This window comes from [Clostridium] scindens (assembly GCF_019597925.1).
Taxonomy (GTDB): Bacteria; Bacillota; Clostridia; order Lachnospirales; family Lachnospiraceae; genus Clostridium_AP.
This window is the reverse complement of record NZ_CP080442.1, coordinates 2,138,614-2,155,270: the sequence shown is the minus strand read 5'-3', so window position 1 is coordinate 2,155,270 and position 16,657 is coordinate 2,138,614. Positions and strand designations below refer to the sequence as shown.

General features: G+C 48.2%; 17 protein-coding genes. 16 read left to right on the top strand and 1 reads right to left on the bottom strand.

What is annotated here, in order from left to right:
• The first annotated feature begins 26 nt into the window (after positions 1-26).
• The 9 genes from K0036_RS10435 (at position 27) to K0036_RS10395 (ending at position 8,608) form a co-directional block, all read left to right on the top strand.
• A complete protein-coding gene (locus K0036_RS10435) occupies positions 27-1,235 on the top strand; it encodes a D-alanyl-D-alanine carboxypeptidase family protein (protein ID WP_330627128.1) in 1,209 nt (402 codons plus the stop codon).
• A gap of 92 nt (positions 1,236-1,327) precedes the next feature.
• Positions 1,328-1,795, top strand: a complete 468-nt coding sequence (locus K0036_RS10430) for a YbaK/EbsC family protein (protein WP_220429685.1) — start codon at positions 1,328-1,330, stop codon at positions 1,793-1,795.
• A gap of 8 nt (positions 1,796-1,803) precedes the next feature.
• Complete coding sequence (locus K0036_RS10425; RefSeq protein WP_227060835.1) at positions 1,804-2,424, top strand: sugar O-acetyltransferase; 621 nt, start codon at positions 1,804-1,806, stop codon at positions 2,422-2,424.
• 205 nt (positions 2,425-2,629) lie between these two features.
• Complete coding sequence (gene recA, locus K0036_RS10420) at positions 2,630-3,703, top strand: recombinase RecA (RefSeq protein WP_025643350.1); 1,074 nt, start codon at positions 2,630-2,632, stop codon at positions 3,701-3,703.
• Between the two features lie 2 nt (positions 3,704-3,705).
• Positions 3,706-4,320, top strand: coding sequence for a regulatory protein RecX (locus K0036_RS10415; RefSeq protein ID WP_025643351.1), 615 nt, complete (start codon positions 3,706-3,708; stop codon positions 4,318-4,320).
• 72 nt (positions 4,321-4,392) lie between these two features.
• Positions 4,393-5,946: a ribonuclease Y gene (gene rny, locus K0036_RS10410; protein ID WP_004606757.1), complete on the top strand. Its 1,554-nt coding sequence runs from the start codon at positions 4,393-4,395 to the stop codon at positions 5,944-5,946.
• Positions 5,947-6,214: 268 nt separating this feature from the next.
• Positions 6,215-7,411, top strand: coding sequence for a pyridoxal phosphate-dependent aminotransferase (locus K0036_RS10405; RefSeq protein ID WP_227035744.1), 1,197 nt, complete (start codon positions 6,215-6,217; stop codon positions 7,409-7,411).
• 55 nt (positions 7,412-7,466) lie between these two features.
• Positions 7,467-8,012 carry an NUDIX hydrolase gene (locus K0036_RS10400; RefSeq protein WP_025643353.1) on the top strand — a complete coding sequence of 182 codons (546 nt, stop codon included), beginning with the start codon at positions 7,467-7,469 and terminating at the stop codon, positions 8,010-8,012.
• A 56-nt stretch (positions 8,013-8,068) separates the two neighbouring features.
• The gene (locus K0036_RS10395; protein ID WP_227035745.1) at positions 8,069-8,608 is read left to right on the top strand and encodes a stage II sporulation protein M; all 540 of its coding nucleotides are present in this window, start codon (positions 8,069-8,071) and stop codon (positions 8,606-8,608) included.
• 23 nt (positions 8,609-8,631) lie between these two features.
• On the opposite strand, the gene K0036_RS10390 is transcribed toward K0036_RS10395, so the two are convergent.
• Entirely contained in the window at positions 8,632-9,960 is a 1,329-nt protein-coding gene (locus K0036_RS10390) for a polysaccharide biosynthesis protein (RefSeq protein ID WP_173693399.1), read from the bottom strand.
• Positions 9,961-10,088: 128 nt separating this feature from the next.
• On the opposite strand from K0036_RS10390, the gene K0036_RS10385 reads away from it, so the two are divergent.
• The 7 genes from K0036_RS10385 (at position 10,089) to K0036_RS10355 (ending at position 16,622) form a co-directional block, all read left to right on the top strand.
• Complete coding sequence (locus K0036_RS10385) at positions 10,089-10,547, top strand: RrF2 family transcriptional regulator (protein ID WP_025643356.1); 459 nt, start codon at positions 10,089-10,091, stop codon at positions 10,545-10,547.
• 30 nt (positions 10,548-10,577) lie between these two features.
• Positions 10,578-11,762: a cysteine desulfurase NifS gene (nifS, locus tag K0036_RS10380; protein WP_025643357.1), complete on the top strand. Its 1,185-nt coding sequence runs from the start codon at positions 10,578-10,580 to the stop codon at positions 11,760-11,762.
• A 25-nt stretch (positions 11,763-11,787) separates the two neighbouring features.
• Positions 11,788-12,231, top strand: a complete 444-nt coding sequence (nifU, locus tag K0036_RS10375) for a Fe-S cluster assembly scaffold protein NifU (protein ID WP_173693398.1) — start codon at positions 11,788-11,790, stop codon at positions 12,229-12,231.
• Positions 12,232-12,246: 15 nt separating this feature from the next.
• Positions 12,247-13,332: a tRNA 2-thiouridine(34) synthase MnmA gene (gene mnmA, locus K0036_RS10370; RefSeq protein ID WP_220429684.1), complete on the top strand. Its 1,086-nt coding sequence runs from the start codon at positions 12,247-12,249 to the stop codon at positions 13,330-13,332.
• Positions 13,333-13,356: 24 nt separating this feature from the next.
• Positions 13,357-14,142, top strand: coding sequence for a histidinol-phosphatase HisJ family protein (locus K0036_RS10365; RefSeq protein ID WP_173693431.1), 786 nt, complete (start codon positions 13,357-13,359; stop codon positions 14,140-14,142).
• Between the two features lie 138 nt (positions 14,143-14,280).
• On the top strand, positions 14,281-15,294 hold the full coding sequence (gap, locus tag K0036_RS10360) for a type I glyceraldehyde-3-phosphate dehydrogenase (protein WP_025643361.1): 1,014 nt from the start codon (positions 14,281-14,283) through the stop codon (positions 15,292-15,294).
• Between the two features lie 134 nt (positions 15,295-15,428).
• Positions 15,429-16,622, top strand: a complete 1,194-nt coding sequence (locus tag K0036_RS10355; RefSeq protein ID WP_173693396.1) for a phosphoglycerate kinase — start codon at positions 15,429-15,431, stop codon at positions 16,620-16,622.
• Positions 16,623-16,657 lie beyond the last annotated feature (35 nt).

Here is a 16,657-nt window from a genome sequence, read left to right as displayed (position 1 = left end):
TAACATGGTGATGTATGGTGTGGCAGATGAGAAAGAAACGATTATTAGGAATTCTCCTTGCTTGTATTTTGCTGATCCAGCCCTTTAGCACCCAGGCCAAAGAGCAGGATGCCGCGGACGAGCCGGATAATCTGTACGCCCAGTCAGCAGTATTGATGGATGCTGACAGTGGGCGTGTTTTATTTGGCAAGAATGAGAACGAGGCAAAGCCAATGGCCAGCACGACAAAGATTATGACGTGCATACTGGCTCTGGAGAATATGGAAGAGGGACAGATCGTGGCGGCTTCCGACTATGCGGCCAGCCAGCCCAAAGTCAGGCTGGGAGTCAGGGGAAAGGAAGAGTACTATCTGAAGGATATTCTGTATTCTCTGATGCTGGAATCCCACAATGACAGCGCTGTAGTGGTTGCGGAAGGAATCGCCGGCTCCGTGGAAGCATTTGCAGGACTGATGAACCAGAAGGCCAAGGAGATCGGATGCAAGGATACATATTTTGTGACGCCCAACGGGCTTGACGCTTACGATGATGGAGGAACCCACTCTACAACGGCCAGGGATCTGGCCTCTATTATGCGCTATTGTATCATGGAATCTCCAAAAAAGGAGGAATTCCTTGAGATCACAGGTACAAAGAATTATCATTTTACCAATGTGGCAGGAGACCGTGAATTCTCCTGCAATAACCACAATGCATTCCTGGATATGATGGATGGCGCTCTGACGGGAAAAACAGGATTTACCGGCGATGCGGGCTACTGTTATGTAGGCGCGCTAAGAAAGGACGGCAAGACGTTTATCGTGGCTCTGCTGGCCTGCGGATGGCCCAATAACAAGGGCTATAAGTGGAAGGATACCAAGGCCTTGATGGAATATGGGCTTGCCAATTATGAGTACCGGAATGTGTGGGAGGAACCCGCCCTTTCCAAGATCATAGTTCAGGAAGGAGTATCGGCCGGGAATCCATATAAGCGAGAATCCAAAGTGCAGGCTGTAGTCAAAGGGGGAGAAAAAGAAATTAACGTCCTTTTGAAGACAGATGAAAAGGCAGAGGTCAAAAAGAAGGTAAAAGACCGCCTCAAGGCCCCGGTAAAGAAGGGGCAGAAGGTAGGGGAGATCCAGTATCTTCTGGAAGGAGAAGAGATTGCGTCCTTTGATGTGGTGACGGATGGAAAAGTAGAAAAAAGAAGCGTATTCTGGTGCCTTCATCAGGCGCTTCAAAGAGTATGCCTGTAGAAAAGCAGCCGCAAGGTTGCTTTTCTTCTTCTGTAATCTTATAATGGTAGCATGATTTATATGGCAGCATGATTTATAAGGAGGATAAGAACATGTCTATAGAAAAAGTAAGAGCGTATTTCCGGCAGTATGGCATAGAAGACAGGGTGCGCGAGGTTGAGGAATCCAGCGCTACCGTGGAGGCGGCGGCTATGGCACTGGGGTGCGAGCCGAAAAGGATTGCCAAGACTCTGTCCTTTTATCTGGGCGATTCCGTGATCCTGGTGGTGACCGCCGGGGATCGGAAGATCGACAATAAAAAGTACCGCGCCCAATTCGGATGCAAGGCGCAGATGCTGAAGATAGAAGATGTAGAAAGCATGATCGGACATGCCGTAGGGGGCGTCTGCCCATTTGCCATCCATGCGGGCATAGAGGTCTATCTGGATGTCTCCCTTCAAAGATTTGATACGGTATTCCCGGCCGCAGGCAGCGGGAACAGCATGATCGAGCTGAATATCAAAGAACTGGAAGAATACAGCCATTACAAGGAGTGGGTGGATGTCTGCAAAGAAAGGTAGGAAGGGTAGTGACAAATAAAGAATTAATGTTGATGGGCGAACTCTATAAGCTGAACGATGATAAGGAACTGAATGAAGACTTTATGCGGGCCAGGAGACTGACCAGGCTGTTCAATTCCATGACGGAGGAACAGATGGAAGAGCGGAAAGAAATCATCAAGGAACTCTTTAAATCCACCGGGGAGAATGTACACGTAGAGCAGACGTTTCACTGCGATTATGGATGCCATATCAGCGTGGGAGAGAATTTCTACGCCAACTATGACTGTATTATGGTGGATGTCTGTGAAATAATCATCGGAGACAATGTGCTTCTTGCCCCGCGCGTAGGGATCTATACGGCAGGGCATCCGATTGATGCGGCCGTGCGCAATGAAGGCCTGGAATTCGGCAAGCCGGTGATTATCGGAGACAATGTGTGGATTGGAGGAAATGCGGTGATCAACCCGGGCGTTACTATTGGAAGCGGCGTGGTGATCGGGTCTGGCTCTGTAGTGACAAAAGATATCCCGGACCATGTGGTCGCAGTGGGCAATCCATGCAGAGTCTTGAGAAAGATTAACGAAGAAGACAAAATATACTGGGAGAAAGAAAGAGAAAAATACTATCAGAGAATCGGGCAGCCGTAATTTGCGGCTGCCTGTTGACGGATAGGGGAGAAGTATGATATTTTAATAGTGATTTCGGGTGATATTCGTGTTTTCTGCCCCGTACAGTTCTGTATGGGCGTTTCCAATGTTTTAAGGAATTTTATATTGACATTTTGAAGCAATTATAATAGTATATTAATCATAGAACGAACGTTCGTTCGATAAGCGAGAAGGAGAATATGTTATGGCAAGTGATGATAAGAAGCGGGCATTGGATGCAGCGATAGCAAAGTTGGAGAAGGATTTTGGAAAAGGCACGGTTATGAAGCTGGGCGATCCCGCGGCTCAGGTGGCAGTGGAGACGATTCCCACAGGTTCCTTAAGCCTTGACCTGGCGCTGGGGCTTGGCGGCGTTCCGAAGGGGCGCGTGGTCGAGGTATATGGCCCGGAATCCAGTGGTAAGACGACGGTTGCATTACATATGATTGCAGAGGTTCAGAAGCGCGGAGGAATCGCTGGATTCATTGACGCAGAGCATGCCCTGGATCCGGCCTATGCCAAGAATATCGGCGTTGATATAGATGAGTTATATATTTCGCAGCCTGACAGCGGGGATCAGGCGCTTGAGATTGCTGAGACCATGGTAAGATCCGGCGCTATGGATATCATAGTGGTAGACTCGGTTGCTGCTCTGGTTCCAAGGCAGGAGATCGAAGGAGATATGGGGGACAGCCATGTAGGACTCCAGGCAAGGCTGATGTCCCAGGCGCTGCGCAAGCTGACTCCAGTTATCAGCAAGTCTAACTGCGTCGTGATCTTCATCAACCAGTTAAGAGAGAAGGTAGGCGTTATGTTCGGCAATCCTGAGACGACCACGGGAGGCCGGGCGCTGAAGTTCTATGCTTCCATCCGTATGGATGTCAGAAGGATAGAGACTCTGAAGCAGAGCGGCGAGATGGTGGGGAACAGGACCCGTGTCAAGATTGTGAAGAATAAGATCGCGCCTCCGTTTAAGGAAGCAGAATTTGATATTATGTTTGGAAAAGGCATATCCAAGGAGGGTGACATCCTGGATCTGGCAGTAAGCATTGACCTGATCAACAAAAGCGGCGCCTGGTTTGCATACAATGGCGATAAGATCGGCCAGGGCAGGGAGAACGCCAAGTCATATCTGGCCGAGCACCCGGAAGTGATGGAAGAGTTGGAGAAGAAGATCCGGGAATACTATGACCTTGACCGGGATCCGTCATCTGCTGCAGAAGAAGAGAAGCCGGAGGAGAAGAAGGCAACAGGCAGAAAGGCCAAAGAGGAAGCATAAGGATGACGGTGACGAAGATAGAGCCGGTGACGAAGTCAAAATATAAGATATATCTGGACGGACAGTTCGCCTTTGTATTATACAAAGGCGAACTGTCCCGCTATCATATAGAGGAAGAAGGCAGCCTTGAGGAAGCGCAGTATCAGAAGATACGTAATGATATCGTGCTTAAGCGGGCCAAACTACGGGCCATGCATCTGCTGACCGATATGGGGCGTACCGAGTCCCAGTTAAGGAGTAAGCTTGCGCTTGGCGGGTATCCGGAAGATATTGTCGGAGAGGCTGTGGAGTATGTAAAATCTTTTGGGTACATCGATGATATGGAGTATGCGAGAAGTTTCATCGAGAGCCGGAAGGATAAGAAGAGCCGGAAAGAACTGTATGCAGCCTTGAGCCAGAAGGGCGTAGAGAAGGAATTGATCGAGCAGGCCTTTGAGGAATGTTATGGAAATGAGGATTCCCGGGCGGCAATCGAGGCGATTTTGCAAAAGAAAAAGTATGATCCGCGTACGGCAGACCATGCGCAAACCCAGAAAATACTGGGTTATCTGGTACGCAAAGGCTTTCATTATGAAGACATCCGTCAAGTGATACAAGTTTCTGAGTGGAATGCTTGACATCTTTGTGAAAACAGTATAAAATTTAAGTGTTGTATTTGTACAATGAAAATTAAATAAGGAGGTGCTCCTGTGCCGATAGGAATAGCAATTGCTGTAATCATTGTATCTATCATAGCTGCAGCGGTCATCAGCCACTTTGTGACGGTTTCTAATCTGAAGAAGAATGCAGAATCTAAGATTGGAAATGCAGATAGCAAAGCCAGAGAGATCATTGATGATGCGGTTAAGACAGCTGAGGCCAAGAAAAAGGAGTCTCTCTTGGAAATTAAGGAAGAGTCTATCAAGAACAAGAATGAGCTTGAGAAAGAGACTAAGGAACGTAGGGCAGAATTGCAGAGATACGAGAAACGCGTTCTTTCCAAAGAAGAGGCTTTAGAGAAAAAGGCAGATGCAATTGAGAAGCGTGAAGCAGGATTTACAGCGAAAGAAGAACAGCTTAGGCAGCGCGAGGCGAAAGTTGAAGAGCTGAGTAAGCAGAGAGTACAGGAACTAGAAAGAATCTCAGGACTTACCTCCGAACAAGCAAAAGAATATTTGTTAAAAACTGTTGAAGAAGATGTGAAGCATGATACTGCGAAGATGATTAAAGAAATGGAAGCGCAGGCGAAGGAAGATGCAGACAAGAAGGCAAAAGAATATGTCGTCACTGCAATCCAGAGATGCGCGGCAGATCATGTTGCGGAGACTACAATTTCGGTTGTACAGCTTCCAAGTGATGAAATGAAAGGAAGGATTATTGGACGGGAAGGACGGAACATCCGTACCCTGGAGACGATGACAGGCGTAGAGCTGATTATCGATGATACTCCGGAAGCCGTTGTATTATCAGGCTTTGATCCAATAAGACGAGAAGTCGCGAGAATTGCGCTGGAAAAATTGATTGTTGACGGACGTATCCATCCGGCAAGAATTGAGGAGATGGTTGAGAAGGCGCAGAAAGAAGTAGACGCCATGATTCGTGAAGAAGGCGAGGCGGCGGCTCTTGAAGTAGGAGTTCACGGAATCCATCCGGAACTTATCAAGCTTCTCGGACGTATGAAGTTCAGAACCAGCTACGGACAGAATGCATTGAAGCATTCTATAGAAGTAGCCCAGCTGGCGGGACTTCTGGCAGGCGAGATTGGCCTGGACGTCAGAATCGCCAAACGTGCCGGACTTTTGCACGACATCGGCAAATCTATAGATCATGATGTAGAAGGATCACATATTCAGATTGGCGTGGATCTCTGTAGGAAGTATAAGGAATCCGCGACGGTCATTAATGCGGTTGAAGCTCATCACGGCGATGTAGAACCGGAGACTCTGATTGCGTGCGTCGTACAGGCGGCGGATACGATATCCGCGGCAAGGCCGGGTGCAAGAAGAGAAACATTAGAAACATATACAAACAGGTTAAAACAATTAGAAGATATCACCAACCAATTCAAGGGTGTTGATAAATCTTTTGCGATTCAAGCAGGTAGAGAGATTCGTGTTATGGTAGTTCCAGAACAAGTATCTGACGCAGACATGGTATTGATGGCCAGGGATATTGCGAAGCAAATCGAGTATGAGCTGGAATATCCGGGGCAGATCAAAGTCAATGTAATACGTGAGTCACGAGTTACTGACTATGCCAAGTAGAAGATAAATGTGTGGCAGAGCCGGCAATATAGCCGGCTCTGTTTTTTTGTGCCCTGCATTCAAAGGAGGCTGCTATCGGTTGATTTGGCTATAATGCAGGATTTAAAATGAAAACTTGCAAAAATAGACAAGGCATCAACGCAAAATGAGGGGTGAAAAGAAAAATGAGAATTTGAAAAAAATAAATCTTGCAAAAATGACTGTTCTATATTATAATATGTAATCAGAATGCAAATTCAAGAATATGAAAGATAGGATGGATGAAACTATGGCGTTGACATTATCAAGAAAAGCGGCTCAGGTTAAGCCGTCTTCAACATTAGCAATTACTGCGAAGGCAAAGGAATTAAAAGCAGAGGGAATTGATGTAGTAGGATTTGGGGCAGGAGAGCCAGATTTTAATACGCCGGAAAATATTAATGAGGCTGCGATTGCCGCGATCAAGTCCGGATTTACAAAATATACGCCGGCCTCAGGAACCGCGGAACTTAAAAAAGCGGTCAGCAGGAAGTTCGAAGAGTTTAACGGACTGCATTATGGAACGGATCAGATCGTAATCAGCAACGGCGGAAAACATTCTTTGACCAATGTATTCCAGGCAATTATGAACCCTGGAGACGAAGTGATCATACCGGCGCCTTATTGGCTGACTTATCCAGAGATCGTAAAACTCTGCGACGGTGTTCCGGTATATGTCTATGGTACCAAAGACTCTGGGTACAAGGTGACCGCAAAGCAGATTGAGGATGCGATCACGGATAAGACGAAGGCGGTGATCCTCAATACGCCAAATAACCCTACCGGAATGGTTTATTCTGAGGGAGAACTAAGAGCCATTGCAGACGTGGCGGTCAAAAATGATATTTATGTGGTTGCAGATGAAATGTATGAGAACCTGATCTATGGGGATAAGAAGCATGTAAGCATTGCATCCCTTGGAGAAGAGATTTATAAGAGAACGATTACCTGCAGCGGCTTGTCAAAGAGTTACTCTATGACTGGATGGAGAATCGGATATACAGGCTCCAGCGCAGAGATCGCGAAACTGATGGGAAGCATTCAGAGCCATCAGACTTCCAATCCTAACTCCATCGCCCAGAAGGCTGCCCTGGAAGCGCTTCAGGGACCTCAGGATGCAGTGGCGGCCATGAGGGAGGAATTTGACCAGAGAAGGAAATACATGTATGAGCGTGTCAGCCAGATGCCGCTTGTAGATGCGCTTGAGCCGGAAGGCGCTTTCTATACCTTCGTAGATTTTACGGATGTACTGGAAAAATCGTATAAAGGCGTGCGTATTGGCACGGCGAGCCGCGTTGCGGAGATCTTGATCGAAGACTACAAAGTTGCGGTTGTTCCCTGCCAGGATTTTGGATTTGACAATTTCATAAGGCTGTCTTATGCTATTTCCATGGAAAACATTAAAAAAGGCCTGGATCGCATCGAGGAATTCGTCTCTTCTTTGTAGGAGCGGAAAGCTCGCTTTGTAAAAGGCTGGAGGAAAGAGCAGGGATCTAAGAACAATGAGTGAAGAAGTCAGACGCGTAGGCAGAGAACTAGTATATAAAGGAGCAATCCTTGAAGTCTATAAAGACCATATGGAATTTGCCAATGGCAACCATGCGGACTGGGATTATATCCATCATGACGGGGCGGCCGCGGTCGTCCCCGTACTTCCTGATGGCAGGATACTGATGGTGTCCCAGTATAGGAATGCGCTGGAGCGGCATACCCTGGAAATACCGGCCGGAAAACTGGACAGGCCGGATGAGCCAGGCAGGCTGTGTGCAGGAAGGGAACTGGAAGAAGAGACCGGCTATCGGTCAGACAGTTTGGAATGGCTGATTACCCTCCGTACCACCGTCGCTTTCTGCGACGAGAAGATTGAGATCTATGTGGCAAAGAACCTGACGGCTGCCAGCCAGCATCTGGACGAGGATGAATACGTGGACGTAAAGGCCTATGCCATAGAGGAACTTAAGGAGATGATATTTGGCGGAACGATTGAAGATTCCAAGACCATTGCGGCAATTCTTGCCTATGAGTCCAAATATTTAAAACAGAAATAAGAATATATCAAAATGCCCGGCATATAATGAAGTATCTTGGCAAAGGGGGAACATTTGTGAGGATACGTGAGAACAAGAAGCATTTCATCTTGTTTTATATGCTGGGCTTTTTTATTGGAATCGTCTATGCGAATCTGATGTCCAAAGACTATATTACAAGCATGGGGATCTTCAATGAATTTTTTTTAAGCCAGTATATGCAGGCAGATGTGGATGTTGCGGAATATATCTGGTATGTGGTACGGATAAGGGTCGCGCCGGTAGCCGTAATCTGCGCGCTGGGATGTACCAGGCTGAGGAAGCTGGTGGTTGCGCTGTTTCTGCTATGGACAGGCTTTTCCAGCGGGATGATCATGACCTCGTCGGTGCTTAAGATGGGCGTAAAGGGAATCATCCTGTGCCTGATCGCGCTGACGCCGCATTTTATTTTCTACATAGCGGGGTATCTGATCCTTCTGTGGTATTTCTTCTCTTATCCGGAATCCAGATGGAATCTGTCCAAGACGGTCAGCTTCCTGCTCTTTATCGCCGTAGGGATTCTGCTGGAGTGCTATGTGAATCCGGTAATTATGCAGATGTTCTTGAAGACGTTATGAGGGAGTGATTGGCGAAGGCCAATTCACTCCCTTTCCCTTTTCAGATAATAATTGAGATAGATCAGGCAGAATAGGAAGATGCACAGCTGGCTTGCAAGCATGCCCCAGAGATACCCCTGGATCCCAAAAACGGGGATGAAGAGCAGAACGCTGGCGATACGGATTCCGAGGCTGGCAGAATTGATTATAAAAGACAAGGTAGTCTTGCCAATCCCGTTTACGATGCTGATCAAGGTATTGTTAGTGTATAAGAACGGGCACATCCAGGACAGAGTGACGATGTACCCTCCGGCCATAGGACTGTGAAATAGCACGGTTCCAATCCAATTGCCGAACGTAAGCAGCAGCACGCAGCAGATGCTCCCCAGGAAAATGCAGGAGTAAGTAACCTTTTTCACCAGCGCGGACAGTTCTTTGTGATTCTCCATGGCCTGTATCTCGGCTACCGCGGGAAGCAGCATGGTGGATACGGAATTGGTGATCGCGGAAGGGAAGAGCACGCAGGGAAGGGCCATTCCGGTCAGAACCCCGTAGATGCTCAGCGCCTCGGCAACCGACATTCCATAGGTCTGGAGCTTCAATGGGATGGAGATTGCCTCTATGCTTTGAAGGACATTTAGAAGTACCCGGCTTGCGGTCAGCGGGATGGACAGCGCTATCAGTTCGCGCCCATGCTTCATGCAGGACGAGAGGCGTATTCTGGGCCATTTCCCAAAGCCTCCTTTGCCAAGGATGGAGCGCAGGCAGAACAGGGAGGAAAGGATCTCTCCAGCGATCAGGCCCGCGACGGCGATGGATACGCCGAAGCGGACGCCGTGCCTCATACCATATATGTAGATCAGATACACGCTTAAGATTCTTGCTATCTGCTCGATCATCTGGGAGGTAGCGGGGATGCCGGTCTGCTTTAGCCCGAAATAGTATCCGCAGATGCAGCTGTGGATGGAGGCGAATGGAAACGCATAGGAAAGGATTACCAGCAGCTGGGCGCATCTTGAGTCTTTTAAGAAGGTATCGGCAATAAATATCGAATATTTCTGAAGAATTACCGTCACAATACAGGAGACGGCAACCGTAAGAACCAGACTGGTGCACAAAAGCTCCCGGGCTTCCTTCTTTTTGCCCTGGGTCATGCATCTTGCCACGCAGCGGGACAGTGCCAGCTGGATCCCTGCGGAGGTAAGGGAGAAGCAGAGGGCATAGATTGGAAAGACAAGCTGGTACAGGCCCACGCCTTCCTCCCCAAAGGCATGGCTTAGAAAGATACGGTAAAAAAATCCCATGAACCTGGTGGCGAAACCGGTAATGGTCAATATGAAAGTGCCTTTGATAATGGCGCGTTTTCGAGACATGGCAGACTCCTTAGAGATATTGTTATAACATATTCAAAATAGATACTTGACAGAACTAAAAAGCAGTGCTATTCTACAGAAAGAGAAATCCTAGCAAATTGCTAGGAATTGAAAAGAAGGTGAGCATAATGAAACTTTCGACCAAAGGAAGATATGGACTGCGCGCGCTCATAGATTTGGCCAGATATAGTGAGGAAGAGCCTGTGTCCATCAATAATATTTCCGTAAGGCAGGATATATCCGAACGGTATCTGGAACAGTTGGTGGCCTTGCTTAAGAAGGCTGGGCTGGTAAAGAGCATCCGCGGGGCAACTGGGGGATACGTGCTTGCGAAAAAAGCGGAGGAGATCTCGGTAGGCGATGTGCTAAGGGCTCTGGAAGGGAGCCTGGAGCCGGTGAAATGTGCCGCGTTTTATTCCGATGAAGGCTGTATGGCCGCAGATGGCTGCGTGACTAAATATGTATGGCAGAAGATTAATGACAGCATCAATAAGACGGTGGATGAGATCATGCTGGACGAGCTGGTACGGGAAAGCAAGATGATCAATCCGGAGGGCGACTGTGAGAATCCCAGATGCAATCAATAGAATATTAAGAGAAGATAAGGAGGTACGAATATGGAAAGACTTATATATTTAGACAATGCAGCGACAACGAAGACGGCGCCGGAGGTAGTGGAGGCAATGCTGCCGTATTTTACGGAAAGGTATGGAAATCCATCCAGCGTCTATGGATTTGCCGCAGCGAATAAGGAAGTAATCAGCCAGCAGAGGGATGTGATCGCGGGCGTGCTGGGGGCTAAGGGCAATGAAATCTATTTTACCGCAGGAGGCTCTGAAGCTGACAACTGGGCATTAAAGGCCACGGCAGAAGCCTACGAGGGCAAGGGCAATCACATCATCACCACGAAGATCGAGCATCATGCCATCCTTCATACCTGCGAATACCTTGAGAAGAAAGGGTATGAAGTGACCTATCTGGATGTAGACGAGGACGGCGTGGTAAAGCTGGACGAATTAAAAGCCGCCATCAGGCCGACGACGATCCTGATTTCCGTCATGTATGCCAACAATGAGATCGGCACCATACAGCCGATCCGGGAAATCGGCGAGATCGCCCATGAGCATGGAATCCTGTTCCATACGGACGCGGTTCAGGCATTCGGGCAGGTTCCCATCCATGTAGACGAATGCCATATTGACATGCTCAGCGCCAGCGGCCATAAGCTGAACGGGCCAAAAGGAATCGGATTCCTATACATCCGCACTGGCGTCAAGATCCGTTCCTTCGTGCACGGAGGCGGACAGGAAAGAAAGCGCCGGGCGGGAACGGAAAATGTTCCTGGAATCGTAGGCCTTGGGGCGGCCGTAAAGCGCGCTGCGGATACGATGGCAGAGCGGACCGGCAAGGAGACGGAACTTCGGGATTATCTCATTAACCGGGTGCTTGACGAGATCCCGCATTGCCGGCTTAACGGACACAGGACGAAGAGGCTTCCGAATAATGCCAACTTCAGCTTCCAGTTTATCGAAGGCGAGTCTCTCCTGATCAAGCTGGATATGAAAGGGATCTGTGGTTCCAGCGGCTCTGCCTGTACATCAGGATCCCTGGACCCGTCCCACGTGCTTCTGGCCATCGGGCTGCCTCATGAGATTGCCCATGGGTCTTTGAGGCTAACGCTGAATGAGGAGATAACAAAGGAAGATATCGATTACGTGGTGGACTCCTTAAAAGAGATCGTAGGCCACTTAAGGGAAATGTCTCCGCTGTATGAAGATTTTATGAACAAGCAGAAGAAATAGCAGTAGATAGATTGGAGGAAGAATTATGTATTCAGAGAAGGTAATGGATCATTTTGAGCATCCCAGGAATGTTGGGGAGATAGAGAATGCCAGTGGCGTGGGAACGGTAGGAAATGCCAAATGTGGCGACATCATGCGCATTTACCTGGACATTGACGATGACCAGATCATCCGCGACGTGAAGTTTAAGACGTTCGGCTGCGGCGCAGCGGTTGCCACCAGCAGCATGGCTACGGAACTGGTAAAAGGCAAGTCGATCCAGGAAGCGATGGAAGTGACAAACAAGGCGGTCATGGAAGCGCTGGATGGCCTGCCGCCGGTGAAAGTGCACTGCTCTCTTCTGGCGGAAGAGGCAATTCATGCGGCACTGTGGGATTATGCCGAGAAGCACGACATCAAGATAGAAGGCCTTGAGAAGCCCAAGTCAGATATCCATGAAGGCGAGGAAGAGGAAGAAGAGGAATATTAATCCGGAGAAGAGTTTATGGAGAAGAAAAAAGTCGTAGTCGGGATGTCCGGAGGCGTGGACTCTTCCGTGGCCGCCTGGCTATTAAAAGAACAAGGATATGATGTGATCGGGGTTACGATGCAGATCTGGCAGGATGAAGAACGCATCATAGAGGAAGAGCAAGGGGGATGCTGCGGACTGAGCGCAGTGGATGACGCAAGGCGCGTGGCGGCATCCCTTGGAATCCCCTATTATGTCATGAATTTTAAGCAGGAATTTAAGACCTATGTCATAGACTATTTCATGGATGAGTATCTGCATGGAAGAACTCCGAATCCATGTATCGCCTGCAACCGCTATGTAAAGTGGGAGTCCCTTCTTAAAAGGAGCATGGAGATTGGAGCAGACTATATTGCCACTGGACATTACGCCCGTATCGAGAGGCTCGGTAACGGGCGTTATGCCCTGCGCACGTCGGCCACCAGCGTGAAGGATCAGACTTACGCGCTGTATAGCCTGACCCAGGAACAGCTGAAAAGGACCCTCATGCCGGTGGGGGAATATACGAAAGATGAGATTCGCAAGCTGGCTGGGGAAATTGGCCTTAATGTGGCGGATAAGCCGGACAGCCAGGATATCTGCTTTGTGCCGGATGGGGACTATGCTTCATATATAGAAGCGAATTCCGGGGCCAGGATCCTGCCTGGAAATTTTGTGCTTTCCGATGGAACGGTGGTGGGGCAGCATAAGGGAATCGTTCATTATACCGTTGGCCAGCGGAAAGGACTGGGGCTGTCTCTTGGACACCCCGTATTTGTGCTTGACATCCGGCCGGAGACGAATGAGATTGTCGTAGGGACCAATGAAGAGTCCATGACCCGCCATGTCAGGGCAGACAGAATCAACTTTATGTCCATAGAGGATCTTGCTGATAAGAAGAGAGTCTGGGCAAAGATAAGATATAACCACCGGGGCGCATGGTGCACGGTGGAGAAGACAGGAGAAGACGAGATCCTGTGCATATTTGAAGAGCCGCAGAGGGCAGTCACTCCGGGGCAGGCGGTAGTCCTGTATGACGGAGAGTATGTGCTGGGCGGAGGAACAATTATAGGAGATGAGTAGAAAGTGATAAAATCTGACGTGCATATGCACACATTATTTTCCCATGATTCTGAGGCCGCGCCAAAGGAGATGATTGAGGGGGCCATTGGGAAAGGGCTTGAGATGATCTGCTTTACCGATCATTATGATAAGGATGACGTGGAATGGGGACCGGAAAGCATCTTTGATCCGCAAGAATACTTCAGGGTCCTTGAGCCTCTTAAGGAAAAATACCAGGATAAGATTGACGTCAGAATAGGCGTGGAATTAGGATTGCGTCCCTATCTGGGGGACTATTACCGGGAGTTTGTGGAAACCTATCCATTTGAATTCATTATCGGCTCCGTGCACAGCATCCAGTCTACGGACCCGGCATCCGGGAAACTGTTCCAGGACAAGACGGATGAAGAAGCCTATCGTATAGCGTTTGAAGAAACATTGACGGATATCCAAAGATTCGACGGATTTGACGTGCTGGGACATCTGGACTATGTGGTCAGATATGGAAAAGAAAGAGAGAAGCAGTATTCCTATCGAAAATACGCGGATGTGATAGACCAGATTCTGAAAGCCTTGATTGAAAAGGGCAAGGGACTGGAATTAAATACGGCGGGCCTGAAATACGGCCTTCCTTTTGCGCATCCGCAGCAGGATGTGCTGAAGCGTTATAAGGAAATGGGCGGCGAGATCATAACCATTGGCGCGGATGCCCACAGGCCGGAGCATATTGCCTATGATTTTCAGAAGGCATCGGACATCCTGAAGGGCTGCGGCTTTAAATATTATACAGAATTTTCCAGACGGAAGCCGCATTTTAAGCAACTTCCATAAAAATGGGAAAAGTCCTTGAATTTTTGTATCAAATTTAGTACAATAAAATACGGTTGATGATTCTTTAACGAAGGTTGAGGGATTTCAAAAATATAAGACTGTGCAACCAGTTAATACAAACTTTAGGAGGAATTAATCATGGCAGTAAAAGTAGCGATTAATGGATTCGGACGTATTGGACGTCTTGCGTTCAGACAGATGTTTGGAGCAGAAGGATATGAAGTTGTAGCGATCAACGACTTGACATCTCCTAAGATGCTTGCCCACTTGTTAAAATATGACTCTTCTCAGGGCAAATATGCTTTGGCTGACAAAGTAGAGGCTACAGAAGATTCTATCATCGTAGACGGAAAAGAGATCAAAATCTACGCAAAGGCTAATGCTGAAGAACTTCCATGGGGAGAGATCGGCGTTGACGTTGTTCTTGAATGTACAGGATTCTACACATCAAAAGAAAAAGCATCTGCACATGTAAAAGCAGGAGCAAGAAAAGTCGTTATCTCAGCACCAGCTGGAAACGACCTGCCAACTATCGTATATAATGTAAACCACGAAACACTGAAGCCGGAAGATACCGTTATCTCCGCAGCTTCCTGCACGACAAACTGCTTAGCGCCAATGGCTAAGGCTCTTAACGACCTTGCTAAGATCAAATCAGGAATCATGTGCACGATCCACGCTTACACAGGCGATCAGATGACTCTTGACGGACCGCAGAGAAAAGGCGACTTAAGAAGATCCCGCGCAGCTGCGCTTAACATCGTGCCAAACAGCACAGGCGCTGCAAAAGCGATCGGTCTTGTTATTCCAGAGTTAAATGGAAAATTAATCGGCGCTGCTCAGCGTGTTCCAACGCCAACAGGATCTACGACAATCCTTACGGCAGTTGTTGACGGAACCGTTACGGTTGATGAGATCAATGCAGCAATGAAAGCAGCAGAGACAGAGTCCTTCGGATACAACACAGACGAGATCGTATCCAGCGACATCATCGGTATGAGATACGGCTCATTATTTGACGCTACTCAGACACTGGCACTGCCATTAGATAACGGAACTACAGAAGTTCAGGTTGTATCTTGGTATGACAATGAGAATTCTTACACAAGCCAGATGGTTCGTACAATCAAATACTTCTCTGAACTGGCTTAACACAGAGCGCTTAGCAATATATTAAGACTCACGCAGGGTCCGGTCTTATTGGACCGGATCCTTTTTATAATTGAGAACCAGTTCTTGGATGATAAGGGACATGCCCTTAAAAATATAACTGAGGAGGCAGCCATATGCTTAATAAAAAATCAGTAGACGATATCAACGTAAAAGGAAAAAAGGTACTGGTAAGATGCGACTTTAACGTTCCTCTTATCGATGGCAAGATTACAGATGAAAACCGTCTTGTCGCAGCGCTTCCGACCATTAAGAAGCTGATTGCGGACGGAGGAAAGGTAATCCTTTGCTCCCACCTTGGAAAGCCAAAGGGAGAGCCGGTTCCGGAACTGTCTTTAGCGCCGGTTGCGGCGCGCCTTTCAGAACTTCTCGGACAGGAAGTAAAGTTTGCCGCTGACAGAGAAGTAGTAGGGCCAAATGCAAAGGCAGCTGTAGAGGCGATGAAGGACGGAGAGGTTATCCTTCTTGAAAATACCAGATACAGGATCGAGGAGACGAAGAACGGAGAAGCGTTCAGCAAAGATCTTGCTTCTCTGTGCGACGTATTCGTAAATGATGCTTTCGGTACCGCACACAGGGCTCATTGCTCAAATGTAGGCGTTACGCAGTTTGTAGATACGGCAGTCGTAGGATATCTGATGCAGAAGGAGATCGATTTCCTTGGAAATGCAGTCAATAATCCAGAGCGGCCTTTTGTAGCTATCCTTGGAGGCGCAAAGGTATCCAGCAAGATTTCCGTAATCGAGAACCTGCTTGATAAAGTAGATACCTTGATTATCGGAGGCGGAATGTCCTATACGTTCAGCAAGGCTATGGGCGGAAATGTAGGAAAATCCCTCCTGGAAGAAGACTATTGCCAGTATGCCCTGGATATGCTTAAAAAGGCAGAGGAAAAGGGCGTAAAACTGTTACTGCCTGTAGACAATGTGATTGCAGACGATTTCTCGAATGACGCTAATACCCAGGTCGTGCCACGCGGCGAGATTCCGGATGGCTGGGAAGGACTGGACATCGGTCCTGAGACAGAGAAGATCTTCTGTGACGCCGTTCAGGACGCAAAGACTGTCGTATGGAACGGACCGATGGGATGCTTTGAGATGCCTAACTTTGCACACGGAACAGAGGCAGTGGCAAAAGCCCTGGCAGATACGGATGCGACCACGATCATCGGCGGCGGCGATTCCGCGGCGGCGGTAAACCAGCTGGGATACGGCGATAAGATGACACATATTTCCACAGGCGGCGGCGCTTCCCTGGAATTCCTGGAAGGAAAAGAACTCCCAGGCGTAGCAGCAGCAAACGACAAGTAAAAAGCTTGGCGAGGTATTGTCGAGCCTAGCGTTTA

Excerpts from the sequence above, each read along its gene's own strand:
- K0036_RS10435 (WP_330627128.1), top strand. The coding sequence starts at position 27 with ATGAGAAAGAAACGATTATTAGGAATTCTCCTTGCTTGTATTTTGCTG.
- K0036_RS10430 (WP_220429685.1), top strand. The coding sequence starts at position 1,328 with ATGTCTATAGAAAAAGTAAGAGCGTATTTCCGGCAGTATGGCATAGAA.
- recA (WP_025643350.1), top strand. The coding sequence starts at position 2,630 with ATGGCAAGTGATGATAAGAAGCGGGCATTGGATGCAGCGATAGCAAAG.
- K0036_RS10415 (WP_025643351.1), top strand. The coding sequence starts at position 3,706 with ATGACGGTGACGAAGATAGAGCCGGTGACGAAGTCAAAATATAAGATA.
- K0036_RS10405 (WP_227035744.1), top strand. The coding sequence starts at position 6,215 with ATGGCGTTGACATTATCAAGAAAAGCGGCTCAGGTTAAGCCGTCTTCA.
- K0036_RS10400 (WP_025643353.1), top strand. The coding sequence starts at position 7,467 with ATGAGTGAAGAAGTCAGACGCGTAGGCAGAGAACTAGTATATAAAGGA.
- K0036_RS10390 (WP_173693399.1), bottom strand. The coding sequence starts at position 9,960 with ATGTCTCGAAAACGCGCCATTATCAAAGGCACTTTCATATTGACCATT.
- K0036_RS10385 (WP_025643356.1), top strand. The coding sequence starts at position 10,089 with ATGAAACTTTCGACCAAAGGAAGATATGGACTGCGCGCGCTCATAGAT.
- nifS (WP_025643357.1), top strand. The coding sequence starts at position 10,578 with ATGGAAAGACTTATATATTTAGACAATGCAGCGACAACGAAGACGGCG.
- nifU (WP_173693398.1), top strand. The coding sequence starts at position 11,788 with ATGTATTCAGAGAAGGTAATGGATCATTTTGAGCATCCCAGGAATGTT.
- mnmA (WP_220429684.1), top strand. The coding sequence starts at position 12,247 with ATGGAGAAGAAAAAAGTCGTAGTCGGGATGTCCGGAGGCGTGGACTCT.
- K0036_RS10365 (WP_173693431.1), top strand. The coding sequence starts at position 13,357 with ATGCACACATTATTTTCCCATGATTCTGAGGCCGCGCCAAAGGAGATG.
- gap (WP_025643361.1), top strand. The coding sequence starts at position 14,281 with ATGGCAGTAAAAGTAGCGATTAATGGATTCGGACGTATTGGACGTCTT.
- K0036_RS10355 (WP_173693396.1), top strand. The coding sequence starts at position 15,429 with ATGCTTAATAAAAAATCAGTAGACGATATCAACGTAAAAGGAAAAAAG.